The organism is Kitasatospora sp. NPDC048722, assembly GCF_040650235.1.
In the GTDB taxonomy this organism is placed as follows: domain Bacteria; phylum Actinomycetota; class Actinomycetes; order Streptomycetales; family Streptomycetaceae; genus Kitasatospora.
Genome location: NZ_JBEZGX010000049.1, coordinates 29003 through 54962, shown reverse-complemented (window position 1 = coordinate 54962; position 25960 = coordinate 29003). Strand labels below are relative to the sequence as shown.

At 71.9% G+C, this 25960-nt stretch carries 23 protein-coding genes and 1 tRNA gene; 23 read left to right on the top strand and 1 reads right to left on the bottom strand.

What is annotated here, in order from left to right:
• The first annotated feature begins 54 nt into the window (after positions 1-54).
• From AB0C76_RS30330 to AB0C76_RS30320, 3 genes are all read left to right on the top strand, one after another.
• The gene (locus AB0C76_RS30330) at positions 55-1533 is read left to right on the top strand and encodes an MFS transporter (RefSeq protein ID WP_359971720.1); all 1479 of its coding nucleotides are present in this window, start codon (positions 55-57) and stop codon (positions 1531-1533) included.
• Between the two features lie 81 nt (positions 1534-1614).
• A complete protein-coding gene (locus AB0C76_RS30325) occupies positions 1615-2547 on the top strand; it encodes a carbohydrate kinase family protein (RefSeq protein ID WP_359971693.1) in 933 nt (310 codons plus the stop codon).
• Positions 2548-2651: 104 nt separating this feature from the next.
• Positions 2652-3665 (top strand): serine protease, encoded by a 1014-nt coding sequence (locus tag AB0C76_RS30320; protein WP_359971691.1) that lies wholly within the window; start codon positions 2652-2654, stop codon positions 3663-3665.
• 118 nt (positions 3666-3783) lie between these two features.
• Here AB0C76_RS30320 and AB0C76_RS30315 read toward each other — a convergent pair.
• Positions 3784-3855, bottom strand: a tRNA-Arg gene (locus AB0C76_RS30315).
• Positions 3856-4003: 148 nt separating this feature from the next.
• On the opposite strand from AB0C76_RS30315, the gene AB0C76_RS30310 reads away from it, so the two are divergent.
• The 20 genes from AB0C76_RS30310 (at position 4004) to AB0C76_RS30215 (ending at position 25911) form a co-directional block, all read left to right on the top strand.
• Positions 4004-4432 (top strand): response regulator, encoded by a 429-nt coding sequence (locus AB0C76_RS30310; protein ID WP_359971689.1) that lies wholly within the window; start codon positions 4004-4006, stop codon positions 4430-4432.
• 84 nt (positions 4433-4516) lie between these two features.
• Positions 4517-6178 (top strand): arginine--tRNA ligase, encoded by a 1662-nt coding sequence (argS, locus tag AB0C76_RS30305; protein ID WP_359971688.1) that lies wholly within the window; start codon positions 4517-4519, stop codon positions 6176-6178.
• A 91-nt stretch (positions 6179-6269) separates the two neighbouring features.
• Positions 6270-7664 (top strand): diaminopimelate decarboxylase, encoded by a 1395-nt coding sequence (gene lysA / locus AB0C76_RS30300; RefSeq protein ID WP_359971686.1) that lies wholly within the window; start codon positions 6270-6272, stop codon positions 7662-7664.
• A 137-nt stretch (positions 7665-7801) separates the two neighbouring features.
• Positions 7802-9094, top strand: coding sequence for a homoserine dehydrogenase (locus AB0C76_RS30295; protein WP_359971684.1), 1293 nt, complete (start codon positions 7802-7804; stop codon positions 9092-9094).
• A 10-nt stretch (positions 9095-9104) separates the two neighbouring features.
• Complete coding sequence (gene thrC, locus AB0C76_RS30290) at positions 9105-10202, top strand: threonine synthase (RefSeq protein WP_359971682.1); 1098 nt, start codon at positions 9105-9107, stop codon at positions 10200-10202.
• A gap of 410 nt (positions 10203-10612) precedes the next feature.
• Entirely contained in the window at positions 10613-11551 is a 939-nt protein-coding gene (gene thrB / locus AB0C76_RS30285) for a homoserine kinase (RefSeq protein WP_359971680.1), read from the top strand.
• 600 nt (positions 11552-12151) lie between these two features.
• Positions 12152-14248 (top strand): transcription termination factor Rho, encoded by a 2097-nt coding sequence (gene rho / locus AB0C76_RS30280; RefSeq protein ID WP_359971678.1) that lies wholly within the window; start codon positions 12152-12154, stop codon positions 14246-14248.
• A 151-nt stretch (positions 14249-14399) separates the two neighbouring features.
• Positions 14400-15488 carry an LCP family protein gene (locus AB0C76_RS30275; RefSeq protein WP_359971676.1) on the top strand — a complete coding sequence of 363 codons (1089 nt, stop codon included), beginning with the start codon at positions 14400-14402 and terminating at the stop codon, positions 15486-15488.
• A 137-nt stretch (positions 15489-15625) separates the two neighbouring features.
• Positions 15626-15847: a 50S ribosomal protein L31 gene (gene rpmE / locus AB0C76_RS30270; protein WP_329927982.1), complete on the top strand. Its 222-nt coding sequence runs from the start codon at positions 15626-15628 to the stop codon at positions 15845-15847.
• 112 nt (positions 15848-15959) lie between these two features.
• Positions 15960-17036, top strand: coding sequence for a peptide chain release factor 1 (gene prfA / locus AB0C76_RS30265; protein ID WP_359971674.1), 1077 nt, complete (start codon positions 15960-15962; stop codon positions 17034-17036).
• Between the two features lie 61 nt (positions 17037-17097).
• Positions 17098-17964 carry a peptide chain release factor N(5)-glutamine methyltransferase gene (gene prmC / locus AB0C76_RS30260; protein ID WP_359971672.1) on the top strand — a complete coding sequence of 289 codons (867 nt, stop codon included), beginning with the start codon at positions 17098-17100 and terminating at the stop codon, positions 17962-17964.
• Between the two features lie 118 nt (positions 17965-18082).
• Entirely contained in the window at positions 18083-18730 is a 648-nt protein-coding gene (locus tag AB0C76_RS30255; RefSeq protein ID WP_359971670.1) for an L-threonylcarbamoyladenylate synthase, read from the top strand.
• Between the two features lie 32 nt (positions 18731-18762).
• A complete protein-coding gene (locus tag AB0C76_RS30250) occupies positions 18763-19404 on the top strand; it encodes a protein-tyrosine-phosphatase (protein ID WP_359971718.1) in 642 nt (213 codons plus the stop codon).
• Positions 19405-19529: 125 nt separating this feature from the next.
• Positions 19530-20810 carry a serine hydroxymethyltransferase gene (locus tag AB0C76_RS30245; protein WP_359971668.1) on the top strand — a complete coding sequence of 427 codons (1281 nt, stop codon included), beginning with the start codon at positions 19530-19532 and terminating at the stop codon, positions 20808-20810.
• A 238-nt stretch (positions 20811-21048) separates the two neighbouring features.
• Positions 21049-22329, top strand: coding sequence for an MraY family glycosyltransferase (locus AB0C76_RS30240; protein ID WP_359971666.1), 1281 nt, complete (start codon positions 21049-21051; stop codon positions 22327-22329).
• Between the two features lie 300 nt (positions 22330-22629).
• Positions 22630-23073, top strand: coding sequence for a hypothetical protein (locus AB0C76_RS30235; protein ID WP_359971664.1), 444 nt, complete (start codon positions 22630-22632; stop codon positions 23071-23073).
• Positions 23074-23376: 303 nt separating this feature from the next.
• Complete coding sequence (gene atpB / locus AB0C76_RS30230; protein WP_359971716.1) at positions 23377-24174, top strand: F0F1 ATP synthase subunit A; 798 nt, start codon at positions 23377-23379, stop codon at positions 24172-24174.
• Positions 24175-24267: 93 nt separating this feature from the next.
• A complete protein-coding gene (atpE, locus tag AB0C76_RS30225) occupies positions 24268-24504 on the top strand; it encodes an ATP synthase F0 subunit C (protein WP_359971662.1) in 237 nt (78 codons plus the stop codon).
• Positions 24505-24538: 34 nt separating this feature from the next.
• Positions 24539-25099 carry a F0F1 ATP synthase subunit B gene (locus tag AB0C76_RS30220; protein WP_329927974.1) on the top strand — a complete coding sequence of 187 codons (561 nt, stop codon included), beginning with the start codon at positions 24539-24541 and terminating at the stop codon, positions 25097-25099.
• Complete coding sequence (locus tag AB0C76_RS30215; protein WP_359971660.1) at positions 25096-25911, top strand: F0F1 ATP synthase subunit delta; 816 nt, start codon at positions 25096-25098, stop codon at positions 25909-25911. The genes AB0C76_RS30220 and AB0C76_RS30215 overlap by 4 nt, the downstream gene beginning before the upstream one ends.
• Positions 25912-25960: the final 49 nt, after the last annotated feature.

Genomic DNA, 25960 nt, shown 5'->3' with positions numbered 1-25960 from the left:
GCCGCGGACAGCCGCCGCTGGTGGGCATTGGCGGTCATCGCCATCGCCCAGCTCATGATCGTCCTCGACATCACCATCGTGAACATCGCGCTGCCGTCCGCCCAGCGGGACCTCGGGATCTCGGACGCCGACCGGCAGTGGGTGATCACCGCCTACACGCTCGCCTTCGGCGGCCTGCTGCTGCTCGGCGGACGGCTGGGCGACCTCTTCGGCCGCAAGCGCGTCTTCACCATCGGTCTGCTGGGCTTCGCGCTCGCCTCCGCCCTCGGCGGAGCCTCGACCGGTCCGGCCATGCTCTTCGGCGCCCGTGCCCTGCAGGGCGCGTTCGGTGCCCTGCTCGCCCCGTCCGCACTGGGGCTGCTCTCGACCACGTTCACCAACCCGAAGGAACGCAGTACGGCCTTCGGGATCTTCGGCGCGATCGCCGGCAGCGGCGCCGCGATCGGCTTCATCGCCGGCGGCCTGCTGACCGAGTACCTGAACTGGCGCTGGTGCCTGTTCGTCAACACCCCGATCGCCGTCGCCACCGCCTTCGCCGCCTTCTACGTCCTGGACCGCGACCACATCGCCAAGGGGCGGCGGGTCAAGCTGGACCTGCCGGGCGCGGCTCTCGGCTGCACCGGTCTGCTCGCGATCGTCTTCGGCACCTCCGAGGCCGTCACCCGCGGCTGGAGCGACGGACTGGTGATCGGCTCGCTGGTCCTCGGCGTGGCGCTGCTCGCGGCGTTCGTCATGGTCGAGCGGCGCACCGCGCACGCGCTGCTGCCGATGCACATCGTCGCGGACCGCAACCGCGGCGGCGGCGCGCTCTCGGTGGGGCTGGCAATGGTCGGCATGTTCGGCCTGTTCCTCTTCCTCACCTACTACCTGCAGGTCATCAAGCACTTCTCGCCGGTGGTCACGGGCGTCTCCTTCCTGCCGATGACGGCCGCGATCGTGCTGAGCTCGACGGGCGTCGCTGCCCGGCTGATGACCCGGGTGCCGTCCCGGCTGCTGATCGGCCCGGGGCTGCTGCTCGCGGCGGCCGGCATGGCCTGGCTGACCCAGATGAAGGTGGACAGCCCGTGGGCCGCCATGGTGCTCCCGGCGGTGCTGCTGCTCGGCTTCGGCATGGGCCTGGTGTTCATGCCGTCGATGAGCCTGGCCACCCTCGGGGTCGCCCCGAACGAGGCCGGCGCCGCCTCGGCCACCATCAACTCGGCCCAGCAGGTGGGAGGTTCGTTCGGCACGGCGCTGCTGAACACGGTCGCGGCCAGTGCCACGGCGACGTACCTGTCCACCCGGCTCGTGCGGACGCCGCTGGTCCAGGCGCAGGGCGCGGTGCACGGCTACGTCATCGCGACCTGGGTGGCGATGGGCGTGCTGCTGCTGGCGGCGGTGATCGCGTTCCTGATGATCGACCACCGGCCGGCTCCCGGTGAGGCCACGGGCGTCCCGGGCGGCGCCGAGGCCGCCGAGGCCGCCGTCGTGGACGGGCAGCCCAGGGCCGAGGCGGGTGCGACCGCCCCGACGGAGCGCCAGCGCACCACCTGAAAGTTTCCGCAAGGTCTTGCAGTCGGCCTCCGGCGCCTGCTTGACTCCTGGCCACCGTCCAGGGATCGAGGAGGCGCCGCCGTGCTGCCCGAAGCTGATCCGGCCGTGTCCGGGCCGGCCGAGTTCGACCTGCTCGTCGTCGGCGGCGCCGGTGTGGACACCGTCGTCCGCGTCGACCAGCTGGCGATCCCTCCGGGGGACTCGCAGTACGTCGGCCCGGTGCGCGACCACGCCGGCCACACCGGCACCGGCGTCGCCCTCGGCGCCCACCACCTCGGCCTGCGCACCGCCTTCATCGACTTCCTCGGCGACGACCCCCAGGGCGAGCTGCTCCTGGAGTCGTTCGCGCGCCACGGCCTGCACTTCGCGCACCTGGTGAGCCCGCACGGCACCCCGCGCGGGGTCAACCTGGTGGACGCCGACGGCCGCCGGTTCTCCTTCTTCGACGGCCGCCACCCCGCCGACCTGCGGCTGCCGCGCGCCTTCTACCTCCCGTACGCCGAGCGCAGCCGGCACGTCCACCTGTCCATCACCGGCGTCAACCGCGACATGTACGGCGACCTGCGCCGACTCGGCCGCACCACGTCCACCGACCTGCACGACTGGGACGGCCGCAACCCGCACCACCGCGACTACGCCGTCGGGTCCGACCTCGTCTTCCTCTCCGTGGCCGGGTGCCGGGGCCGCCACGAGGAGGTGATGCGGGCGATCCTCGACGGTGGCCGGGCGTCCGTCGTGGTCGCCACCGCCGGCGCCGACGGCTGCTTCCTGCTCACCAGGGACGACCCGGCGCCGCGCCACCTCCCGGCCGTCGACCCGGGCCGCCCGGTGGTCGACACCAACGGCGCGGGGGACGCCTTCGTGTCCGGCTTCCTGTACGCGTGGTTCCGGGGCCGCCCGCCGCTGGACTGCGCCCGGGCCGGCGCCGTGGCGGGCGCGCACGCGTGCACCGCCGCGGGGACGCACACGGCCTTCGTCGGTGCGGAGGAACTGGAGCCGACCGCCGCCGGGTGACGGCTTTTCTCATGGAGCTTCAAGTCTCGGGTAACAACTTTTCCAGCCGGAGGCGTCATAGTCGGTGACCGGACAACGCCGCCTCCCTGGCAGGAGAGACTCGCATGGGCCAGCACAGCCGCCGCACGACCCCGCGACGCAGGTTCCTGGCCCCGACCCTGTTCACCGCGCTCTCGGCGCTGACGGTGGCCGCCGTGGTGACCGGCATGCACTCGCTGAGCCCGTCCGAGGCGACGGCCGCGAGCAGCCCCGCCCGCACCTCCCCGACGGTGACGGCACCCGCGTCGCCCTCGGCCACCGCGGCTCCCACGACCCCCGCCCCCGCGGCCCCCGCGTCGACGTCACCGCTCGCCGAGCCCACGCCGTCGAGCACCCCGACGCCGACCGCCGACACCCCGACGCCCACGCCGACCCCGACTCCGACGGCCACCGCCACCAAGGCCCCCGGCACCCGCACGGTGAGCCTCGGCACCACCGTGGCCGCCCCGGCGACCTCCGAATCGTCCACCGTCGGCGCGCTGTTCAGCGGTTCCGTCGCGGCCGGCAACCACTTCTGCACCGCCAGCGTGGTGCACAGCGCCACCGGCAACCTCCTGCTGACCGCCGCGCACTGCCTCACCAGCACCGACGGCGTGGTGTTCGTGCCGGGCTACCGCAACGGCACGGCCCCGTACGGCACGTGGCAGGTGACCGCGATCCACACCACCGCCGGCTGGTCCCAGAAGGGCGACGTGGACGAGGACTTCGCGATCCTGGAGACGGCCCCCAGCAACGGCCGCAAGGTCGAGGACGTGGTCGGCGCCAACCGCCTGGGCACCGACGAGTCGTTCGGCGCGACCGTCCGCCTCTACGGCTACCCGGCCGACTCCGAGTCCCCGAGCGTGTGCACCAACGCCACCGACAAGCAGAGCACCTACCAGCGCGTCATCGACTGCCCGAGCTACCCGGCCGGCACCAGCGGCGGCCCGTGGATCAACACCGCGACCGGGGACGTGGTGGGCGCGATCGGCGGCTACCAGCAGGGCGGGGACACCGACGACGTGTCCTACAGCGCCTACTTCGACCACACGATCGCGACGCTCTACTCCCAGGCCGAGGCCGCCGCCTCCGCCTCCTGAAGCCCGCCGCCCGACCGCCCACCCCGCGGCCGGGCGGCGTCTCCGCAGGGCGTTCCGGAAAAACGACAGAGGCCCAGATCCGTGGATCAACTCCACTGACCTGGGCCTCGGTTGCAAGTGCCCCCGGTAGGATTCGAACCTACGCACCCGCCTCCGGAGGGCGGTGCTCTATCCCCTGAGCTACGGGGGCCTGCTCTTGCCGTCGGGGCCTGCGCTCCGACGTGGAGAACACTACCAGGCTCCGGCCGTGGTCCGTGCACGGGTTTCGCACCGGGCCCGCCGGGCGGAAGTCGGGAAAGGCCGGACGGGGCGGCGGCCTCGCCGATACCCTCGGTGAGGTGTCGGGAGAGTCCGGGCGGGTCCTCGTGGTGGACGACAGCGAGGTGATCCGCCAGCTGATCAGGGTCAACCTGGAACTCGAGGGCTTCGAGGTGGTGACCGCCGCCGACGGCGCCGAGTGCCTGGAGGTGGTCCGCCGGGTGCGGCCGGACGTGGTGACGCTGGACGTGGTGATGCCGCGTCTGGACGGCCTGCGGACGGCGGCCCGGCTGCGCGCGGCGCCCGGCACCAGCGCGCTGCCGATCGCGATCGTGAGCGCCTGCACCCCGGCCGACCTGGACCTGGGGGAGACGGTCGGGGTGGACGGCTACCTCGGCAAGCCCTTCGACCCGGCGGACCTGGTGGCGCTGGTGCGCCGGCTGATGACCCTGGGCGGGCGGCCCGGTGGGTTTCGCCCTGAGCGAACAGAGCGCACCGATCGAGGCTGACACCGCCGCCGGGGCGCCGCACGGGCGTCTCAACCGGCAAACCGAGTGGCGGGCGGGCACCCCGTCTCGCCTACGCTTGGCGTCGTGACCCCCGCAGAGCTTTCCCAGGCAGTCCAGGCCGCAGTGAGCGCCGCCGTCGAGGCGGGCGAGCTGGCCGTCGCCGTGCCCGAGCACGTGACGGTCGAGCGGCCCAAGAACAGGGACCACGGCGACTACGCGACCAACGTGGCCCTCCAGCTCGCCAAGGCGGCCGGCAAGCCGCCGCGAGCCGTCGCCGAGGCGCTGGCCGACCGCCTGCGAGGGATCACCGGCGTCGCCAAGGTCGACATCGCCGGTCCGGGCTTCCTGAACATCACCCTGGACACCGCCACCGCCGGTGCGCTCGCCCGCACCGTCGTCGAGGCCGGCGAGGCCTACGGGCGCAACGAGGCCCTCAAGGGCCTGAAGATCAACCTGGAGTTCGTCTCCGCCAACCCGACCGGCCCGATCCACATCGGCGGCGTCCGCTGGGCGGCCGTCGGCGACTCGCTCGCGCGCGTCCTGCGGGCCTCCGGTGCCGACGTCACCACCGAGTACTACCTCAACGACGCCGGCGTGCAGATCACCAAGTTCGCCGCCTCGCTGCAGGCCGCCGCGAACGGCCGCGAGGTGCCCGAGGGCGGGTACGTCGGCGAGTACATCGTCGACATCGCCAAGGCGATCACCGAAGCCGTCCCGGGCCTGCTCGACCTGCCCGAGGCCGAGCAACTGCAGGTCTTCCGCACCGAGGGCCTCGAGCTCATGGTCGCCGAGATCAAGCGCTCGATGGACGAGTTCGGCACCCACTTCGACGTCTGGTTCTCGGAGAAGTCGCTGCACGACTCCGGCGCCGTCGAGGAGGCCATCACCCGGCTGCGCGAGCAGGGCCACGTCTTCGACCAGGACGGCGCGGTCTTCCTGCGCACCACCGACTTCGGCGACGACAAGGACCGCGTCCTGATCAAGGCCGACGGCGACACCACCTACTTCGCCGCCGACGCCGCCTACTACCTGTCCAAGCGCGACCGCGGCACCGACGTCGCGCTCTACATGCTGGGCGCCGACCACCACGGGTACGTCAACCGCCTCAAGGCCATCTCGGCCTGCGCGGGCGACGACATGAACCACAACATCGAGGTGAAGATCGGCCAGTTCGTGAAGATGCTTCGCGACGGCGAAGAGGTCCGCATGTCCAAGCGGGCCGGCAACATCATCACGATCGACGACGTCGTCGAGTGGATCGGCGTGGACGCGGCCCGCTACACGCTGGCGCGCTCCTCCACCGACTCGACGATCACGCTCGACATCAACCTCCTGACGAGCCAGACCAACGAGAACCCGGTCTTCTACGTCCAGTACGCCCACACCCGGATGTGCGGCGTGGCCCGCAAGGCCGCCGAGCTGGGCGTGGACAAGGGCACGGCCGAGCAGTTCAAACCCGAGCTGCTCGCCACCGAGTGGGAGTCCGACGTGCTCGGCCACCTCGCCGAGTTCCCGCGCGTGCTGGCCACGGCCGGCGAGCTGCGCGAGCCGCACCGGGTCGCGGTGTACCTGGAGAAGCTCGCGAGCAAGTACCACCGCCTGTACGAGAACTGCATGTTCCTGCCCAAGGGCGACGAGGAGCTCAACGACACGCACCGGGCCCGCCTCTGGCTGGTCGAGGCGACCCGTACGGTGCTCGCCAACGGTCTCACGCTCCTGGGCGTGACGGCGCCCGAGCGGATGTAGGCACCACCCCCAAGCGCACAGCGGGGGGCGGCTGACGGTCAACGGGGACCGTCGCCGCCCCTCGCCATAGGTCTCGAAGGACTTAGGACAGATGAGTCGTTCCGCACACCCCGCAGGCCCCCGGCACGGGGACGTGCTGCCCGAGGGCCACTACCAGGCCCCGCCGGCCGACCTGAACGCGCTCGACCCCAAGGTCTGGTCGCGCACCGTGGCCCGCAACGCCGAGGGCGTGGCCACCGTCGCCGGGATCGACGTCAAGGCGCTGGCGGCCGAGTTCGGCACCCCGGCCTACGTCATGGACGAGGAGGACTTCCGCACCCGGGCGCGCGCCTGGCGGGACGCCTTCGGCGCCGACGCGGACGTCTACTACGCCGGCAAGGCGTTCCTCTCCAAGGCGGTCGTGCGCTGGCTGCACGAGGAGGGCCTGAACCTCGACGTGTGCAGCGTCGGCGAGCTGGTGGTGGCGCTGGCCGCCGGGATGCCGGCCGAGCGGATCGCGCTGCACGGCAACAACAAGTCGGTGGACGAGCTGGAGCACGCCGTGAAGGCGGGCGTCGGCCACGTCGTCGTCGACTCCTACGAGGAGATCGAGCGGCTGGCCGCGATCGCCGCCCGGCACGGCGTCCGCCAGCCGGTGCTGATCCGGGTCACCGTCGGCGTCGAGGCGCACACCCACGAGTTCATCGCGACGGCGCACGAGGACCAGAAGTTCGGCCTGTCGCTGACCGGGGGAGCGGCCGCCGAGGCGGTGCGCCGGGTCCTCGCTCACCCGACGAGCCTGGAGCTGCGCGGCATCCACTCGCACATCGGCTCGCAGATCTTCGACATGGCCGGCTTCGAGGTGGCCGCCCGCCGGGTGGTCGGTCTGCTCGCGCGGATCCGCGACGAGCACGGCGTCCAGCTGCCCGAGATCGACCTGGGTGGCGGCCTGGGCATCGCCTACACCAGCGACGACGACCCCCGCGAGCCGGCCGAGATCGCCGCCGCGCTGGCCGACATCGTCCGCCGCGAGTGCCGGGCGGCCGAGCTGGACGTGCCGCGGCTGAGCGTGGAGCCGGGCCGGGCGATCGTCGGCCCGACCGCGTTCACGCTGTACGAGGTCGGCACCGTCAAGCCGCTGGAGGGTCTGCGCACCTACGTCAGCGTGGACGGCGGCATGTCCGACAACATCCGCACCGCGCTGTACGACGCCGAGTACTCGGTGGCGCTCGTGTCGCGCACCAGCGACGCCGAGCCGATGCTGGCCCGGGTGGTCGGCAAGCACTGCGAGTCCGGCGACATCGTCGTGCGGGACGCCTTCCTGCCGGCCGACCTCGTCCCGGGCGACCTGCTCGCGGTGCCCGCCACCGGCGCGTACTGCCGCTCGATGGCGAGCAACTACAACCACGCCCTGAAGCCTCCCGTGGTGGCCGTCAAGGACGGTGCGGCGCGGGTGATCGTCCGGCGCGAGACGGAGGAGGATCTCCTGCGACTGGATATCGGATGACGAAATTCTTGTCTCAGATCATGGAACGACCGTAGATCCGTGCGGAAAGTCCCCGAGACTGGTACGGACCGAAGTTCCCGGCGGCCCGAGATAACCGCCGGAATTACCGAAGCACGATGAATGCAGAGCGGAGTCGGATGATGCGTACGCGCCCGCTGAAGGTGGCGTTGCTGGGTTGTGGTGTGGTGGGCTCCGAGGTGGCGCGCATCATGACGACGACGGCCGACGACCTCGCCGCGCGCATCGGTGCCCCGGTCGAGCTCGCCGGCATCGCGGTCCGCCGGGCCGGCCGGGAACGCCCCGGCGTGCCCGCGCACCTGCTGACCACCGATGCCGAGGCCCTGATCAACCGCGGCGACATCGACGTGGTGATCGAGGTCGTGGGCGGCATCGAGCCGTCCAAACACCACATCCTGTCGGCGTTCAAGCAGGGCGCCTCGGTGGTCAGCGCCAACAAGGCGCTGCTCGCCCAGGACGGTGCCGAACTGCACGCGGTCGCCGCGGCGGCCGGGGTGGACCTGTACTACGAGGCCGCGGTGGCGGGGGCGATCCCGCTGCTGCGCCCGCTGCGCGAGTCCCTCGCCGGCGACAAGGTGAACCGGGTGCTCGGCATCGTCAACGGCACCACCAACTTCATCCTCGACAAGATGGACAGCACCGGCGCCGGCTACTCGGAGGCGCTGGAGGAGGCCACCGCGCTCGGCTACGCCGAGGCGGACCCCACCGCCGACGTCGAGGGCTTCGACGCCGCCGCGAAGGCCGCGATCCTGGCCGGGATCGCCTTCCACACCAAGGTGACCGCGGCGGACGTCTACCGCGAGGGCATCACCGAGGTGACCGCGGCCGACATCGCCTCGGCCAAGGCGATGGGCTGCGTCGTCAAGCTGCTCGCGATCTGCGAGCGGGCGGCCGACGGCGAGTCCGTCACCGCGCGCGTGCACCCGGCGATGATCCCGCTGTCGCACCCGTTGGCCTCCGTCCGCGAGGCGTACAACGCGGTGTTCGTCGAGGCCGAGGCGGCCGGGCGGCTGATGTTCTACGGCCCGGGCGCCGGCGGCTCGCCGACCGCCTCGGCGGTGCTCGGCGACCTGGTCGCGGTGTGCCGCAACAAGCTCAACGAGGCCACCGGACCCGGCGACTCGGTGTACACGCAGCTGCCGGCCAAGCCGATGGACGAGGTCGTCACCCGCTACCACGTCAGCCTGGACGTGGACGACCGCGCCGGTGTGCTCGCCCAGGTGGCCTCCGTGTTCGCCGAGCACGGCGTCTCCATCGACACCGTGCGCCAGCAGGGCCGCGACGGCGACGCCTCGCTCGTCGTGGTCACCCACCGTGCCACCGACGCCGCCCTGTCGGCGACGGTCGACAAGCTCCGCGCGCTGGACAGCGTGCGGGACGTGGCCAGCATCATGCGGGTCGAAGGGGAGTAAGGAACTAGCCATGAACGCCGTTGCCGAGAACGTCGTCCGAGGCGCGCACACCCACCAGTGGCGCGGCCTGATCGAGGAGTACCGCGACCGCCTGCCGGTCACCGCGGCCACTCCGGTGGTCACCCTGCTCGAAGGCGGCACGCCGCTGGTCCCCGCCCAGGTGCTGTCCGAGCGCACGGGCTGCGAGGTCTACCTGAAGGTCGAGGGCGCCAACCCGACCGGCTCCTTCAAGGACCGCGGGATGACGATGGCCATCTCCAAGGCCAAGGAGGAGGGCGCGCAGGCCGTCATCTGCGCCTCCACCGGCAACACCTCGGCCTCCGCCGCCGCGTACGCGGTGCGGGCCGGGATGGTGTCGGCGGTGCTCGTCCCGCAGGGCAAGATCGCGCTGGGCAAGATGGGCCAGGCGCTGGTGCACGGCGCCAAGATCCTCCAGGTGGACGGGAACTTCGACGACTGCCTGACGCTCGCGCGCGAACTGTCCGAGAAGTACCCGGTGGCGCTGGTGAACTCGGTGAACCCGGTGCGCATCGAGGGCCAGAAGACGGCCGCCTTCGAGATCGTCGACATGCTCGGCGACGCCCCGGACATCCACGTCCTCCCGGTCGGCAACGCGGGCAACATCACCGCGTACTGGAAGGGTTACCGCGAATACGCCACCGACGGCCTGGCCTCCCGCACCCCGCGGATGTGGGGCTTCCAGGCCTCCGGCTCGGCCCCGATCGTGGACGGCGCGCCGGTGCTCAAGCCGCAGACCATCGCCACCGCGATCCGGATCGGCAACCCGGCCTCCTGGGACTTCGCGCTCGCCGCGCGGGACGAGTCGGGCGGCCTCATCGACAAGGTGACGGATCGTCAGATCCTGGCCGCCTACCGGCTGTTGGCCTCGCAGGAGGGCGTCTTCGTGGAGCCCGCATCGGCCGCCTCGGTGGCCGGTCTGCTGGCCAAGGCGGAGGCCGGCCTGGTCGACCCGGGCCAGCGGATCGTCTGCACCGTGACCGGCAACGGCCTCAAGGACCCGGACTGGGCGGTGGCCGGCGCGCCGCAGCCGCAGGTCGTCCCGGTCGACCCGGAGGCGGCGGCCCGGCGCCTGGGCCTGCTCGACTGACCCGCCGGAACGGGCCCATCGGGCCCATCGGGCAAAAGGCCCGATGCCCCACCGGACCGCGACGGGCCGACCCTTTCGGGGGTCGGCCCGTCGAAGTTCTCCACTGACACTTTTGTGTCAATTCCGCTGCGCATTCCGAACCGATTCCACCCCTCCCTTTGACCGGGTGGGGTGTGCATTCCGGCCAGAAGCGGCAACACACCAGATCGAAGGCCCACGGGGTGTACCACTGGGGAACCTCTCTTCGATACTCTGGGTCCGGCCGTGTGGCACATGCCCCGGGTCCGGCCCCCTCGCGGGCCGCACCGACGACTGTGACCGCCCGCCCCGGTACGGGGCCCGCGGCCCGCCTCCCCACCCTCGCACCGACGCGCTCCGCGCCGCCCGATTTCCCCAGGAGAGTCCACCGCATGGCCGGTCCCGCGTTCCGTGCCGCCGCCGTCCGGGTCCGGGTCCCCGCGACCAGCGCCAACCTCGGTCCGGGCTTCGACGCCTTCGGACTCGCGCTGGGCCTGTACGACGACGTGGTCGTCCGGGTCGCCGACTCCGGCCTGTCCGTCGACATCGCCGGGGAGGGCGCCGACTCGCTGGCCCGCGACGAGCGCCACCTCGTCGTCCGCTCGATGCGCGCCGCCTTCGACCGCCTCGGCGGCCAGCCGCGCGGCCTCGAAGTGGTCTGCGCCAACCGGATACCGCACGGCCGGGGCCTCGGCTCCTCGTCGGCGGCCATCTGCGCGGGCCTCGTGGCCGCCCGCGCCGTCACCATCGGCGGCCCGTCCGCGCTGGACGACGACGCGCTGCTGGACCTCGCCTCCGAGCTGGAGGGTCACCCCGACAACGTCGCGGCCTGCCTGCGCGGCAACTTCACCGTCGCCTGGACCGACGAGGAGTCGGCCAAGGCGGTCGTCCTGGAGCCGTCCGAGCGGGTCGTGCCGGTCGTCTTCGTGCCCGCCACCGAGGTGCTCACCAAGACCGCCCGCGGCCTGCTGCCCAAGACCGTCCCGCTCGGCGACGCCGCGGTGAACGCGGGCCGCGCCGCGCTGATGGTCGAGGCGCTGACCCGGCGCCCCGAGCTGCTGCTCGCGGCCACCGAGGACCGGCTGCACCAGGACTACCGCGCCTCCGCGATGCCCGAGAGCGCCGGCCTGGTGGGTGCCCTGCGCGCGGAGGGCGTCCCCGCGGTCATCTCCGGGGCCGGCCCGACCGTCCTCGCGCTCACCGACGAGGCGGGCGCCGACAAGGTGCTCTCCTTCGCCGGGCACCACGGCCACGGCGGCGACCCGGCGTTCGCCGCGCACCGCCTGGAGCTCGACCGCACCGGCGCCACGGTGCTCCCGCTGGACGCCTGAGCAGCACGTTCGGGCGGTCCGCCCGGGCCCGGCAACGGCACGCCCGCAGCCGGGCCGTCCGGACACGATTGGCAAGCGCAAGGCTGGGGAATGTCTGAGGGGGTCGGTAGTGTTAACCTCATTGCTGCACCAGGTGCCCTCCGGGGCTCGGTGCGCCGCGTCCCGATCCCAGCACTCCGCTGCCGCGGAGTCCCGGCGATATTCGGGGCGACGATTCTCCGGGAGCCCACCGCAGCGCGTACGCAGCCTGCCTGCGCGACTTGCGGCCGCATCCCGAAGCCGTGACGGCACCTGACTCCCACCCGCGGCCTCCCACCTTGAGGCCAGGACGGGCGGAGCGCGGGCCACCGTCACGCGACGGGGGCCCGGGATTCGCAGGCAGCGTGGGGGTACGCCCTTCGGGGAGGTCGGCACACGGCCGGCCCACCGCGCCACTCGCACCACCGTGCTTCGTGCACCGCACCTCGCAGCTCTCCCTCGACGGGCTTCCGCCATTCGAGGGATCCCCGCCTCGGACCGACGCAGTCGAGCGTTGGTCAGGACAGCACAACCGGTCGCCGAGCCAGACAGGCCGACGTCCGCTCCAGGGAAGGACCCTTAGTGAGCGACACCACCGATCTGATGGGCGCGCGCCCGGACGCCGACGCGTCGGACGCCGCCGCCCCCGCTGCCCCGGCCCGGCGCCGCCGTTCGGCCGCCGCGGGCCTGGACGGGATGGTCCTGGCCGAGCTGCAGAAGCTCGCCGCGGACCTGGGCATCACCGGTACCGGACGCATGCGCAAGAGCCAGCTGATCGAGACCATCAAGGAGAAGAGCGGCGGCGACCCGCTGCTCGCCGCCGGTGGTGGCGCCCCGGCCGCCAAGCGCACCGCCGCCAAGGCGGACGCCGAGGCCCCGGCCGAGAAGCCGGCCCGCCGCACCAAGGCCGCCGCGGCCGCCGCCGCCCCGGCCGACGAGCCGCAGGCCCAGATCGAGATCCCGGTGCAGGCCGCCCCCGAGACCGCCGCGCCCGCCCGCGCCGAGCGCACCCGCCGCCGCGCCACCTCGGCCGCCGGCGCCCCGGTCGCCGAGACCGCCGCCGCCGAGCCGGCCGCCGTCGTCGTGGCCGAGCCGAAGCAGGCCGAGGCCCGCCCGGCCGAGACCCGCGCCTTCGAGGGCCGCGAGGAGGGCCGCCCCGAGTCCCGCCGCGACCGCCGCGAGCGCCGCGACCGCCGTGACGCCGGCGAGCGCACCGAGCGCCAGGAGGGCGGCGAGGTCCAGGCCGGCCAGGAAGGCGAGAGCCGCGAGTCGCGCCGCGACCGCCGCAACCGCCGTGAGCGCGCCGACCGCCAGGGCCAGCAGGGCGGCGGCCAGCAGCAGGGCACCCAGGGCGACGGCCAGGCCCGCCAGGGCGGTCAGCAGCAGACCCAGCAGCAGCCGCAGGCGCAGCAGGGCGGCTACGACGACGACGAGTTCGGCGACGGCCGCCGTGGCCGTCGCGGCCGCTACCGCGACCGCCGTGGCCGCGGCAGCCGCCGCGAGGGCTTCGAGACCGGCGCCCCCGAGCCGCAGATCGGCGAGGACGACGTCCTGATCCCGGTCGCGGGCATCCTGGACATCCTGGACAACTACGCGTTCGTGCGCACCTCCGGCTACCTGCCGGGCCAGAACGACGTCTACGTCTCGCTCGCCCAGGTCCGCAAGAACGGCCTGCGCAAGGGCGACGCCATCACCGGTGCCGTGCGTCAGCCGCGCGAGGGCGAGCGCCGCGAGAAGTTCAACGCCATGGTGCGCCTGGACTCCGTCAACGGCATGGACCCGGAGAGCGGCCGCGGCCGCCCCGAGTTCAACAAGCTCACCCCGCTGTACCCGCAGGAGCGGCTGCGCCTGGAGACCGACCCGGGCGTGCTGACCACCCGGATCATCGACCTCGTGTCGCCGATCGGCAAGGGCCAGCGCGGTCTGATCGTCGCGCCGCCGAAGACCGGCAAGACGATGGTGCTGCAGGCGGTCGCCAACGCCATCACGCACAACAACCCCGAGTGCCACCTGATGGTCGTCCTGGTGGACGAGCGTCCGGAGGAGGTCACCGACATGCAGCGGTCGGTGAAGGGCGAGGTCATCTCCTCGACCTTCGACCGCCCGGCGGAGGACCACACCACCGTCGCCGAGCTCGCGATCGAGCGCGCCAAGCGACTGGTGGAGCTCGGCCACGACGTCGTGATCCTGCTGGACTCGATCACCCGCCTCGGCCGCGCCTACAACCTGGCGGCGCCGGCCTCCGGCCGCATCCTGTCCGGTGGTGTCGACTCGACCGCGCTGTACCCGCCGAAGAAGTTCTTCGGTGCCGCGCGCAACATCGAGAACGGCGGCTCGCTGACCATCCTGGCCACCGCGCTGGTCGAGACCGGCTCGCGCATGGACGAGGTGATCTTCGAGGAGTTCAAGGGCACCGGCAACATGGAGCTCAAGCTCGACCGCAAGCTCTCGGACAAGCGCATCTTCCCGGCCGTCGACGTGGACGCCTCCAGCACCCGCAAGGAGGAGATCCTGCTCGGCAGCGAGGAGTTGGCCATCGTCTGGAAGCTGCGCCGGGTGCTGCACGCGCTCGACTCGCAGCAGGCGATCGAGCTGCTGCTGGACAAGATGAAGCAGACCAAGAGCAACGCCGAGTTCCTGATGCAGATCGCCAAGACGACCCCCGGGTCCGGCGACTGACCGCAGTCGCACGGCTCGGCCGTCATGGAACCCCGGATCGCGCGAGCGGTCCGGGGTTCCGGCGTTCCCGGGCCCGCCGTCGGGCCGGTTGTTCCAGAGTCGGTACATCTCGACCACATTGGTGACTCTTGTCCGATTTACCCTGGAGCGTATGGCCGAGCACAAGAGCGTCCCGAGCAGCCGCCGCAGAGTCCTGCGGGTGGTCGCCTGCGCGTCCGCCGCGATCGCCCTCCTCGGCGCCGGGGCCGCCGCGTGGGCCTACTTCACGCTCGACGGCAACATCAAGAGCGTCGACATCAACGCCCGGCTGGGCGACGCCCGGCCGCCGGCCGCCACCGACGGCTCGTTCAACATCCTCGTGCTGGGCTCCGACTCGCGGGCCGGCGCGAACGGCGGCCTGGCGGGCGGGGACACCGGTGACACCGCGCGCTCCGACACCGCGATGGTCGTGCACGTCAGCCAGGACCACTCGCGCGCGGAGGTCGTCTCGATCCCGCGCGACACCTTCGTCGACCGCCCCGACTGCACCGACGCGAGCGGCAAGCCCGTGCCGGCCCTCAAGCGCGCCATGTACAACAGCGCCTTCGAGGCCGGCGGCGCCGCCTGCGCGGTCAAGACCACCGAGCAGCTGACCGGGCTGCGGATGGACCACTACGTCCAGGTCGACTTCGCCGGGTTCGCCCGGGTCGTGGACGCGATAGGCGGGGCCACCGTGACCACCGCGGTGGCCATCCACGACAAGGACAGCGGGCTCGACCTCCCGGCCGGCGAGCACCGCCTCGACGGCCGGCAGGCGCTCGCCTTCGTCCGCACCCGGCACGGCGTCGGCGACGGCAGCGACCTCGGCCGGATCGAGCTGCAGAAGCAGATGGTGAAGTCGCTGCTCCGGCAGACCGGCGGGGCGGGCATGCTCACCGACCCGGTCAAGCTGTGGTCGATCGGCGACACCGTCACGAAGAGCATCACCACCGACTCGGCGCTCGGGTCGGTGAACGCGCTGGTGGGCCTCGCCCAGGAGCTCAAGGGCATCGGTCCGGACCAGCTGAGCATGGTGACCCTGCCGGTGGTCGCCGCCCCCGGCGACCCCAACCGCGTGGTCGAGCAGCAGCCCCAGGCGAACCAGGTCTGGGCGGCGCTCAAGGCCGACCTGCCGGTCCCGCAGGCGGTCGTCGCGGCCCAGCCCCAGAACCCCGCCGAGGCGGCCTCGACGGCCTCCCCGGCGGCCGCGGCGCGGCGCTGAGGGCGTCCGGAATAACCCGGGACACGACCCGGTTTGGGAAGATGCGGCCCGTCCTGGCAGACTGGACCGTCGGTCCCGGTTCACGAGCGGCATTCCAGCCGCCGACCCGGTGCCCTCCCGATACCTAGGAGAACCCCTTGAAGTCCAACGTTCACCCCGAGTACGTGGTCACCCGTGTGACCTGCACCTGCGGCGCCGAGTTCGTGACCCGCTCGACCGAGACCAGCGGCGAGATCCGCGCCGAGGTCTGCTCGCAGTGCCACCCGTTCTACACCGGCAAGCAGAAGATCCTCGACACCGGTGGCCGCGTGGCCCGCTTCGAGGCCCGCTTCGGCAAGCAGCACAGCGCGAAGGCCTAGCGCTCCCTCGGCGCCGGTTCCCGGTGCCCCCGTACTCGTTCCGGGGGCGCTGGGGACCGGCGCCGTTCGCGTCCCACCACTCCATCCGATCCCCGGGAAGAAGGCCACCCCCATGTTCGAGGCAGTCGAAGAGCTCCTCGTCGAGCACGCCGACCTCGAGAAGAGGCTGGCCGACCCGTCCGTCCACGCCGACCAGGCCAACGCCCGCAAGCTGGCCAAGCGGTACGCCGAGCTGACCCCGATCACCCGGGTCTACCGGGAGTGGCGACAGGCCGGCGAGGACATCGAGGCGGCGCGTGAACTCGCCGCCGAGGACCCGGAGTTCATCGCCGAGGTGAAGGACTCCGAGGCGCGCCGCGAGGAGCTCACGGAGGAGCTGCGGATGCTGCTCGTCCCGCGCGACCCGAGCGACGACAAGGACGTCATCCTGGAGATCAAGGCGGGCGAGGGCGGCGAGGAGTCCGCGCTGTTCGCCGGCGACCTGCTCCGGATGTACCTGCGCTTCGCCGAGCGGACCGGCTGGAAGACCGAGATCATCGACTCCAACGAGTCGGACCTCGGCGGCTACAAGGACGTCTCGGTCGCGGTCAAGACCAAGGGCAACGCCGAGCCCGGCCAGGGCGTCTGGGCCCGGCTGAAGTACGAGGGCGGCGTGCACCGCGTGCAGCGCGTGCCGGCCACCGAGTCGCAGGGCCGCATCCACACCTCCGCGGCGGGCGTGCTGGTCACCCCCGAGGCGGAGGAGGTCGAGGTCGAGATCCACGCCAACGACCTGCGGATCGACGTCTACCGCTCGTCCGGCCCCGGCGGCCAGTCGGTCAACACCACCGACTCCGCGGTCCGGATCACCCACCTGCCGACCGGTATCGTGGCGTCCTGCCAGAACGAGAAGAGCCAGCTGCAGAACAAGGAACAGGCGATGCGCATCCTGCGTTCGCGCCTGCTCGCCGCCGCGCAGGAGGAGGCCGAGCGGGAGGCCTCGGACGCGCGCCGCAGCCAGGTCCGCACGGTGGACCGCTCCGAGCGGATCCGCACGTACAACTACCCCGAGAACCGCATCTCGGACCACCGCACGGGCTTCAAGTCGTACAACCTGGACCAGGTCCTGGACGGCGAACTGAGCGCGGTGATCCAGTCCTGCGTCGACGCGGACGCGGCGGCCAAGCTCGCCGCGGCCCAACAGAACTGAGACCGGCGCCCCAGCGCCGGACAACCCCGCAGCCGGAGCGCAGAAACAAGAGGTCGTACGGATGAACCTGCTGCTCGCCGAGGTGGCCCAGGCCACCCAGCGGTTGGCCGCGGCCGGCGTGCCCTCGCCGCGCTTCGACGCGGAGGAACTCGCCGCCTACGTCCACAACGTCAAGCGCAGCCAGCTGCACACGGTGAAGGACGCCGACTTCGACGCCCGCTACTGGGAGGCGGTCTCCCGCCGCGAGGCGCGCGAGCCGCTCCAGCACATCACCGGGCGGGCGTTCTTCCGCTACCTGGAGCTGGAGGTCGGCCCCGGGGTGTTCGTGCCCCGGCCGGAGACCGAGAGCGTCGTCGAGTGGGCCATAGACGCCGTCCGCGACATGGACGTCGCCGAGCCGCTGGTCGTCGACCTGTGCTCCGGCTCGGGCGCCATCGCGCTCGCGCTCGCCCAGGAGCTGCCGCGCTCGACCGTGCACGCCTTCGAACTCGACGAGGGCGCGCTGGAGTACACCCGGCGCAACATCGACGCCAGCCCGGACCGGGCCCGCATCACCCTGCACGCCGGCGACGCCACCCAGGCCTTCGCCGACGACCGCTCCTGGGACGGCCGCTTCGACCTGGTCATCTCCAACCCGCCGTACATCCCGCTCACCGAGTGGGAGTACGTCGCCCCCGAGGCCCGCGACCACGACCCGCAGATGTCGCTGTTCTCGGGCGAGGACGGCCTGGACACCATCCGCGGCATCGAGCGCGTGGCCGCCCGGCTGCTGCGCCCGGGCGGCGCGGTGGTGATCGAGCACGCCGACCAGCAGGGGGGCCAGGTGCCCTGGATCTTCAACGAGGAACGCGGCTGGACGGACACCGCCGATCACCGCGACCTGAACAACCGGCCGCGCTTCACGACCGCCCGAAGGGTGTCGTTGTGAACGGTCGAGCACGGCACGACCGCGCGGCAGGCGCCGTCGTGACCCGCCCCGCGCCGTACCGCCGCGCGCAGTGCCGCGCCGTGAACGTCATGAGCCACTCCGGAAGGGGACCGCACCGATGAGCCGCCGCTACGACTGTGCCGATGCCGGGGACCGCGCCACCGGTCTGCGGGAGGCCGCCTCCTCGATCCGCCGCGGCGAACTCGTCGTGCTGCCCACCGACACCCTGTACGGCGTCGGCGCCGACGCGTTCTCGCCGGAGGCCGTGGCCGCGCTGCTGGCCGCCAAGGGCCGGGGCCGGAACATGCCCTCGCCCGTCCTCGTCGGCTCCCCGACCACCCTGCACGGCCTGGTCACCGACTTCTCCGAGCAGGCCTGGGAGCTCGTCGACGCCTTCTGGCCCGGTGGCCTCACCCTGGTCGCCAGGCACCAGCCCTCGCTGCGCTGGGACCTCGGCGAGACCCGCGGCACCGTCGCCGTCCGGATGCCGCTGCACCCGGTCGCCATCGAGCTGCTGAACGCCACCGGACCGCTGGCCGTCTCCAGTGCCAACAAGACCGGCGGTCCGTCCCCGGCCACCTGCGACGAGGCACAGGCGCAGCTCGGCGACGCCATCTCGGTCTACCTGGACGGCGGCCAGGCCGACCACGCGACCGCCTCCTCCATCGTCGACGTCACGGGCAAGGTCCCGGTCCTGCTGCGGGCGGGCGCGATCAGCGTCGAGCAGCTGAGGGAGGTCGTCCCCGACCTGGAGGCCGGAAGTTGACACCCACCGCCTCGCTCCACGCCGGTCCGGGCATAGCGCCGTACCTGAGCGTGGGACCCAGGCCGCTGGACCACTTCCGGATCCTGTACGTCTGCACCGGCAACATCTGCCGCTCGCCGATCGCCGAGCGGCTGACCCGGCGTGAGCTCGACACCCGGCTCAGCCCCAGGGTGGCCGGGCGGATCCTGGTGGAGAGCGCCGGCACCTGGGGCCACGTGGGCGCGCCGATGGAGGACCACGCCGCGACCGTGCTCGACGAGTACGGCGCCGACAGCGGCGGTTTCACCGGCCGGGAGCTGCTGGACGAGCACGTGGTCGAGGCCGACCTCGTGCTCACCGCGACCCTGGACCACCGCGCCCAGGTCATCTCGATGGGCCACGAGGCGGGGCTGCGGACCTTCACGCTGAAGGAGTTCACCCGGCTGGTGCGGACGATAGACCCCGGCACCCTGCCGGATCCGCGCCGCGGCGCGGACGTCACCGAGCGCGCCCGCGCGCTGGTCCGGGCCGCCGCCGCGCTGCGCGGCTGGCTGCTGGCCGCCACCCCGGAGTCCGACGAGGTGGACGACCCGTACGGGGCGCCGATCGGCATGTTCCGCAACTGCGGCGAGGAGATATTCCACGCGGTCGACCCGGTGGTCACCGCGCTCACCGGGGTGCCCGCGCACCCCTGAGCGCCCGCGTCCGCAGGGCCCTCCGCGCGCCCGCCCGGGTGCACCCGGCCCGCGTCGGCGAGCCACCCGGGGGGCCCGGTCCTACGCTGGAGGGACCGACCCCCGTAGCGCCCGGGAGCACCGCCATGACCGTCACCGACGCCGCGTCCGGCACCACCACGACGACGGGGCGCCCCTGGGCGTCCGAGGCGCTGCACCGGGCCGATCCCCAGCTGGCCGACCTGCTGGCCGCGGAGGCCGAGCGGCGGGCCGAGACGGTCCAGCTGCTGGCGGGGGAGAACCTGACCTCACCGGCCGTCCTGGCGGCTCTGGGCGGCCCGCTGATCGACAAGTACGCCGAGGGGTACCCCGGACGCCGCCACCACACGGGCTGCGCCCTCGCGGACGCCGCGGAGCTGCTCGCGATCGACCGGGCGCGCGAGCTGTTCGCCGCGCCCCACGCCAACGTCCAGCCCCGCTCGGCGACTTCGGCGATGCTGGCGGCGTACGCGGCGCTGCTGCGGCCCGGTGACGGCGTGCTGGCGATGTCGCTGGAGCACGGCGGGCACCTCAGCTGCGGCTCGCGGGCGAACTTCTCCGGCCGGTGGTTCGCCTTCACCGGCTACGGCGTGCGCGAGGACGACGGGCTGATCGACCTCGACCAGGTGCGCGAACTCGCCCACCAGGTGCGGCCGAAGGCCATCGTGGCGGGCTCGATCTCCCACCCCAGGCACCCGGACTGGGCCGCGTTCCGGGAGATCGCCGACGAGGTGGACGCGTACCTCATCGCCTCCGCCGCGCAGACCACCGGCCTGATCGCGGCCGGTGCGGCGCCCTCCCCGGTGCCGTACGCGGACGTCACGGTGGCGGCCACCCACAAGCTGCTGCGCGGCCCGCGCGGCGGCCTGCTGCTGTCCACCGCGGAGCTGGCCGAGCGGATCGACCGGGCGGTGTTCCCGTTCAGCCAGGGCGGCGCGGCGATGAACGAGGTGGCCGGAAAGGCCGTGGCGCTCGCGGAGGCGGCGACGCCCGCCTACCGGGAGTACGCGCGGCGGGCGGTCGCGGGGGCGCGCGCACTCGCAGAGGGGCTTGCGCAGGCCGGGTTGCGCCCGTTGACCGGCGGGACCGACACCCACCTCGTGACGGCCGACGTGCGCCCGCTCGGCGTCACCGGGGCCGAGGCGGAGCGGCGCTGCGCGGCGGCCGGGCTGCTGCTCGGCAAGAGCGCCCTGCCGTACGACCCCGCGCCGCCCTCCGAGTCCTCCGGGATCCGGCTCGGCACCGGCACGGTGACCACGCAGGGGATGGGGGAGCGGGAGCTCGCGGAGATCGCCGGGCTGATCGGCCGGCTGCTCGCCGGGGACGAGGTCGCGTCGGTCGGCGCACGGGTGCGGGAACTGGCCCTCTCCTTCGCGGACCACGGGTGAACGAGCGCGGCGGGAGAACGCATCGAGGGGTGCGCGTTCCGCGGAGCGACCGCCGAGCGCAGCGAGGTGGCCGCACAGCGACGTATCCGGATCTCCTACCCGGTAGGGCGAACCGCGATGCACGTCCCCGGCGTCCGACTCAATAAGGTGTGTGCCGTGGCGACGCACCTCGAACCCCGGACAGGCGCGGGAGTACTCTCGGTACCTTCCCGCAGGACAGTGACACAGGAGGCCAGTGGTGCGTGAGTATCTGCTGGTCCTGTTCACCACCGCGGCCGTCACCTACCTGCTGACCGGCCCGGTCCGGAAGTTCGCGATCGCGGCCGGCGCCATGCCGCCCGTCCGGGCCCGGGACGTGCACCGCGAGCCCACTCCGCGGCTCGGCGGCATCGCGATGTTCGGCGGCCTGTGCGCGGGCATCCTGGTCGCCTCCCAACTCGACAACCTGAGCAAGGTGTTCACGCAGGGCACCGACATCCGCGCGCTGCTCTCCGGCGCCGGGATCATGTGGCTGCTCGGCGTGCTCGACGACAAGTGGGGCGTGGACGCGCTGGTCAAGCTCGGCGGCCAGATGATCGCCGCCGGTGTGATGGTCTGGCAGGGGGTCACGGTGATCACCCTCCCGGTGCCCGGTGTCGGAGCGGTCGCGGTCAGCCCCACCCAGGGCATGGTCATCTCGGTGACGCTGGTCGTCGTCATGGTCAACGCGGTGAACTTCATCGACGGCCTGGACGGCCTGGCCGGCGGCATGGTCTGCATCGCCGCGATGGCGTTCTTCCTGTACTCCTACCGGCTCTGGTACGGCTACGCGATCACCGACGCCGCTCCCGCCGTGCTGTTCAGCGTGCTGCTGATCGGCATGTGCCTGGGCTTCCTGGCGCACAACATGCACCCCGCGCGGATCTTCATGGGCGACTCCGGCTCGATGATGCTGGGCCTGATGCTGGCCGTCGCCGCGATCTCGATCACCGGCCGGGTCGACCCGGACCTGATCAACAACGAGACCGGGTCGCAGACCGCCACCGTCCACGCCCTCGTGCCGATCTACATCCCGCTGCTGCTGCCGCTGACCGTCATCGCGCTGCCGCTGGCGGACCTGCTGCTCGCCGTCGTCCGCCGCACCTGGGCGGGCCAGTCGCCGTTCGCCGCGGACAAGCGCCACCTGCACCACCGGCTGCTCCAGGTCGGGCACTCGCACAGCCGGGCCGTGCTGATCATGTACTTCTGGGCGGCGCTGATCGCCTTCGGCACGGTGGCCTTCTCGGTCACCAACACCGGCCGCACGGTGGTGCTGACGCTCGCCGGGCTCTGCCTGGTCGGCCTGGTCGTGCTCCTGACGCCGCGGTTCCGGCCGCGCGCCCCGCGCGCGGTGCAGGCCTTCGTGCCGCCGCGCTACCGCCGGCAGCCCTCCGGTCCGATGGCTGAACTGTCGGCCAAGGACAAGCAACTTCTGGGTGAAGCCAGCCAGGGCTCCTCGGCGTCCTCCGAACCCCATGGCCGGGCCACCGGGCGGCGCTGACACGGGACTTGACGCTCCGCCAGATGGGCTCACCCGATCGGCGGCACTCCTGCTCCGTCAGTGTGACAGGAGCCACACATTCATGGTAAAGCTCTCATCAAATAGTTTGTGATACCGTTCACGAGTACCGAGAACACGCCGAAAGACCTGACAGGTGGAGGACTTCCGTCCCCGGTCGGTCTCCCTCGACGGGCCCGCCGCTCCAGCGGGCGGCCCGGCGGCGGCCCCTCGGTCCGGTGCCACCCCACCGAGTGTTCTGCCCCGTCCCCGTAACACCGACATGCCGCCGGAGCTGCCGACATGCCGTCCACCGACGCCCGGATCCTCCGAGGCGCCGCGATTCCCACTGCGGTCGCCGGGATCATCGCCATGGCGATCTCGTTCCCCGTCGCCGGTGGGAAGGCTCTGCTCGGCGCCCTGTTCGGCGCGCTGCTCGTGATGGCCTTCTTCAGCTTCGGCCAGGTCGCGCTCGACCGCCTGACCAGGTCGAACCCGCACATCATGATGGCCGCGGCGCTGCTCGTGTACACCACCCAGATCCTGCTGGTGGGCATCGTCCTCGCGGTCTTCAAGAACACCGAACTCTTCAACCGGCAGGCGTTCGCCTTCACCCTGCTCGGCTGCGCCCTCGTCTGGACGGGCTTCCAGGTGCGCGGCGCGCTCAAGGCCAAGACCTTCTACGTCGTCCCCGACGCCTCCGAAAAGAAGGACGACAAGTCCTCCGGCTCGGGGCGTCAACAGTGACGAGGCCCTGCTGTCCCCCCAACGAGGGGGGCGGTGTTTATGCGCCACTGACGGGCTGCTATCGTCCGTCGCAACAACGGAGTAAGGGAAGAGGCCAGGTCTGTCCTGACAGTGGACGGATCGCCCCCCGGATCCGCGAAGTCTTCGATGATCCCGCGGCGGTGCAGCGCACCGCCGCGCAGGATCCGCGAGAAACCCATCAAGTTCCAGTGCCGCTCCGTGGTCGCAGGCCACGCCGACACACCGAGGTTGCCGTAACCATGCGTCACGACGAAGGAGTCCGTGGTGAGTGCTGAACCACTCATGTCCCTCGCCTCAGGCAGTTGCCACTTCGGGGACGCTGGTTGCGGCTTCCCGGCTCCGGGCCTGAACGAGTTCGACTTCAAGCCGATCTTCACGATCGGCAGCTTCTACTTCAACAAGCCGATGCTGCTGTCGATGATCGTCGCAGTGCTTGTTGTCGTCTTCTTCTGGGCCGCCTTCGCCAAGCCGCGCCTGGTCCCCGGCAAGATGCAGCTCGTCGCGGAGATCGGTTACGACTTCGTCAAGCGCTCCATCGTGCTGGAGACGATCGGCAAGAAGGGCGAGAAGTACGTCCCGATGCTGGTCTCGATGTTCTTCTTCATCTGGTTGATGAACATCATGTCGATCATCCCGTTCGCGCAGTTCCCCGTGACGGCGGCGATCGCGTTCCCGGCCGGCCTCGCGGCGGTCGTGTGGATCACCTACATGACGCTGACCTTCAAGAAGCACGGCTTCGTCGGCGGTTTCAAGAACCTCTGCTGGCCCTCGGGCATCCCCGGCTGGGTCATGTTCATCCTGGTGCCGATCGAGTTCTTCTCGAACATCTTCGTGCGCCCCTTCACGCTCGCGGTCCGAGCCTTCGCGAACATGTTCGCCGGCCACCTGCTGATCGTGATGTTCTCCATCGCCTCCTGGTACCTGCTCAGCCCGACCCTGGGCGCGCTGTACGGCTCGGCCTCGTTCGTCGTCGCCGTCGCCCTGACCGCCTTCGAGCTGCTGGTCCAGTTCCTGCAGGCCTACATCTTCGTGATGCTGGCCAGCAGCTACATCGCCGGTGCCCTCGAAGAGTCGCACTGAGCCAGGGGGCTTCGGCCCCGACCCGAACCACCTTCCGGATCGCCCGGTGGCCAATCACCACCGGTTCACCACCCCTGCAAAGGACAAACGTCAATGAGCTACATCGCTGAGGGCACTGTCTACGGTTCCGTCGCCTCCATCGGCTACGGCCTCGCGGCCATCGGCCCCGGCATCGGCGTCGGTCTGATCTTCGGTAACGGTGTCCAGGCCATGGCCCGTCAGCCCGAGGCTGCCGGTCTCATCCGTTCCAACATGTTCATCGGCTTCGCGCTGACCGAGGCGCTCGCCCTCATCGGCATCGTCATGCCGTTCGTCTTCGGCAACAAGTAATCCGCCGTAGACCCTTTCTGAGGAAGGTCCAGATATGAGCATGGCGATCGTCCAGCTCGCGGCCGAGGAGAAGATGAACCCCCTCCTCCCCGCGTGGCCCGAGATCATCATCGGCCTGCTCTGCTTCTTCATCGTCTTCGGTCTGCTCGGCAAGAAGCTCCTCCCCAGCATCGAGAAGGTGCTGTCGGAGCGCCGGGACGCGATCGAGGGCGGGATGGAGCGCGCCGAGGCCGCTCAGGCGGAGGCCCAGGCCCTGCTTGAGCAGTACCGCGCCGAGCTCGCCGAGGCGCGCCACGAGGCTGCCCGCATCGTCGAGCAGGCTCGCGAGCAGGGTGCCGCCCAGCTCGCCGAGATGCGCGAGGAGGGCCAGCGTCAGCGCGAGGCCATCGTCGCTGCCGGCCACGCCCAGATCGAGGCCGACAAGAAGCAGGCGACTGCCGCCCTGCGCCAGGACGTGGGTTCGCTGGCCTCCCAGCTGGCCTCCCGCATCGTGGGTGAGTCCCTCGAGGACCACGCCCGGCAGAGCGGCGTCATCGACCGCTTCCTGGACGAGCTGGAGGCCAAGGCCGCCGTTGCTCAGGGTGCGGCCAAGTGATCGGCGCAAGCCGTGAGGCCCTCGCCGCCGGGCGGCAGAACCTGGAGAGCCTGACCGACTCCACCTCGGTGGACGCGGTCAAGCTCGCCGAGGAGCTCACCGCCGTCACGGTCCTGCTGGACCGTGAGGTGTCGCTGCGCCGCGTCCTGACCGACCCGTCCCGGTCGGGCCAGGACAAGGCCCAGCTGGTCTCCTCGCTGCTGACCGGTCAGGTCTCCGGCGAGACCGCCGACCTGGTGGCCGGCCTGGTCCGCTCGCGCTGGTCCGGTTCGCGCGACCTGGTCGACGCGACCGAGCAGCTCGCCGCGTACGCCGAGGTCATCGCCGCCGACAAGGCGGGTGCGCTGGACGACGTCGAGGACGAGCTGTTCCGCTTCGGCCGCGTCGTGGCCGGCTCGCACGAGCTGCGCGCCGCGCTGACCGAGCCGAAGGCCGGCATCGCCGCCAAGGCGGAGCTGATCAAGAAGCTGCTCGGCGGCCGCGCCAACGCGGGCACCGTCCGGCTGGTCACCGCCCTCGTGAACGCGCCGCGTGGCCGTAGCCTGGAGCAGGGCCTGGAGTCCTACTCGAAGCTCGCCGCCGCGCGTCGCGGCCGGGTGGTGGCCCTGGTCACCACCGCGGTGCCGCTGTCGGACGCACAGAAGGAGCGCCTGTCCGGTGCTCTGGGCCGGATGTACGGCCGCCAGGTCCACCTGAACATCGACGTCGACCCCGAGGTCGTCGGCGGGGTCCGGGTGCAGATCGGCGCCGAGATCATCGAGGGCACCGTGTCGAGCCGCCTCGAAGGCGCTCGCCAGTCGCTCGAAGGCTGAGTACCGAAGCAGCACATCCGACCCTCGGTCGGGAAACCGGCTCCCAACG

What these genes read in the sequence shown, in the direction of transcription:
- AB0C76_RS30330 (WP_359971720.1), top strand. Translation starts at nt 55, where the DNA reads ATGATCGTCCTCGACATCACCATCGTGAACATCGCGCTGCCGTCCGCC.
- AB0C76_RS30320 (WP_359971691.1), top strand. Translation starts at nt 2,652, where the DNA reads ATGGGCCAGCACAGCCGCCGCACGACCCCGCGACGCAGGTTCCTGGCC.
- lysA (WP_359971686.1), top strand. Translation starts at nt 6,270, where the DNA reads ATGAGTCGTTCCGCACACCCCGCAGGCCCCCGGCACGGGGACGTGCTG.
- AB0C76_RS30295 (WP_359971684.1), top strand. Translation starts at nt 7,802, where the DNA reads ATGATGCGTACGCGCCCGCTGAAGGTGGCGTTGCTGGGTTGTGGTGTG.
- thrC (WP_359971682.1), top strand. Translation starts at nt 9,105, where the DNA reads ATGAACGCCGTTGCCGAGAACGTCGTCCGAGGCGCGCACACCCACCAG.
- thrB (WP_359971680.1), top strand. Translation starts at nt 10,613, where the DNA reads ATGGCCGGTCCCGCGTTCCGTGCCGCCGCCGTCCGGGTCCGGGTCCCC.
- AB0C76_RS30275 (WP_359971676.1), top strand. Translation starts at nt 14,400, where the DNA reads ATGGCCGAGCACAAGAGCGTCCCGAGCAGCCGCCGCAGAGTCCTGCGG.
- prfA (WP_359971674.1), top strand. Translation starts at nt 15,960, where the DNA reads ATGTTCGAGGCAGTCGAAGAGCTCCTCGTCGAGCACGCCGACCTCGAG.
- prmC (WP_359971672.1), top strand. Translation starts at nt 17,098, where the DNA reads ATGAACCTGCTGCTCGCCGAGGTGGCCCAGGCCACCCAGCGGTTGGCC.
- AB0C76_RS30255 (WP_359971670.1), top strand. Translation starts at nt 18,083, where the DNA reads ATGAGCCGCCGCTACGACTGTGCCGATGCCGGGGACCGCGCCACCGGT.
- AB0C76_RS30245 (WP_359971668.1), top strand. Translation starts at nt 19,530, where the DNA reads ATGACCGTCACCGACGCCGCGTCCGGCACCACCACGACGACGGGGCGC.
- AB0C76_RS30235 (WP_359971664.1), top strand. Translation starts at nt 22,630, where the DNA reads ATGCCGTCCACCGACGCCCGGATCCTCCGAGGCGCCGCGATTCCCACT.
- atpB (WP_359971716.1), top strand. Translation starts at nt 23,377, where the DNA reads ATGTCCCTCGCCTCAGGCAGTTGCCACTTCGGGGACGCTGGTTGCGGC.
- atpE (WP_359971662.1), top strand. Translation starts at nt 24,268, where the DNA reads ATGAGCTACATCGCTGAGGGCACTGTCTACGGTTCCGTCGCCTCCATC.
- AB0C76_RS30220 (WP_329927974.1), top strand. Translation starts at nt 24,539, where the DNA reads ATGAGCATGGCGATCGTCCAGCTCGCGGCCGAGGAGAAGATGAACCCC.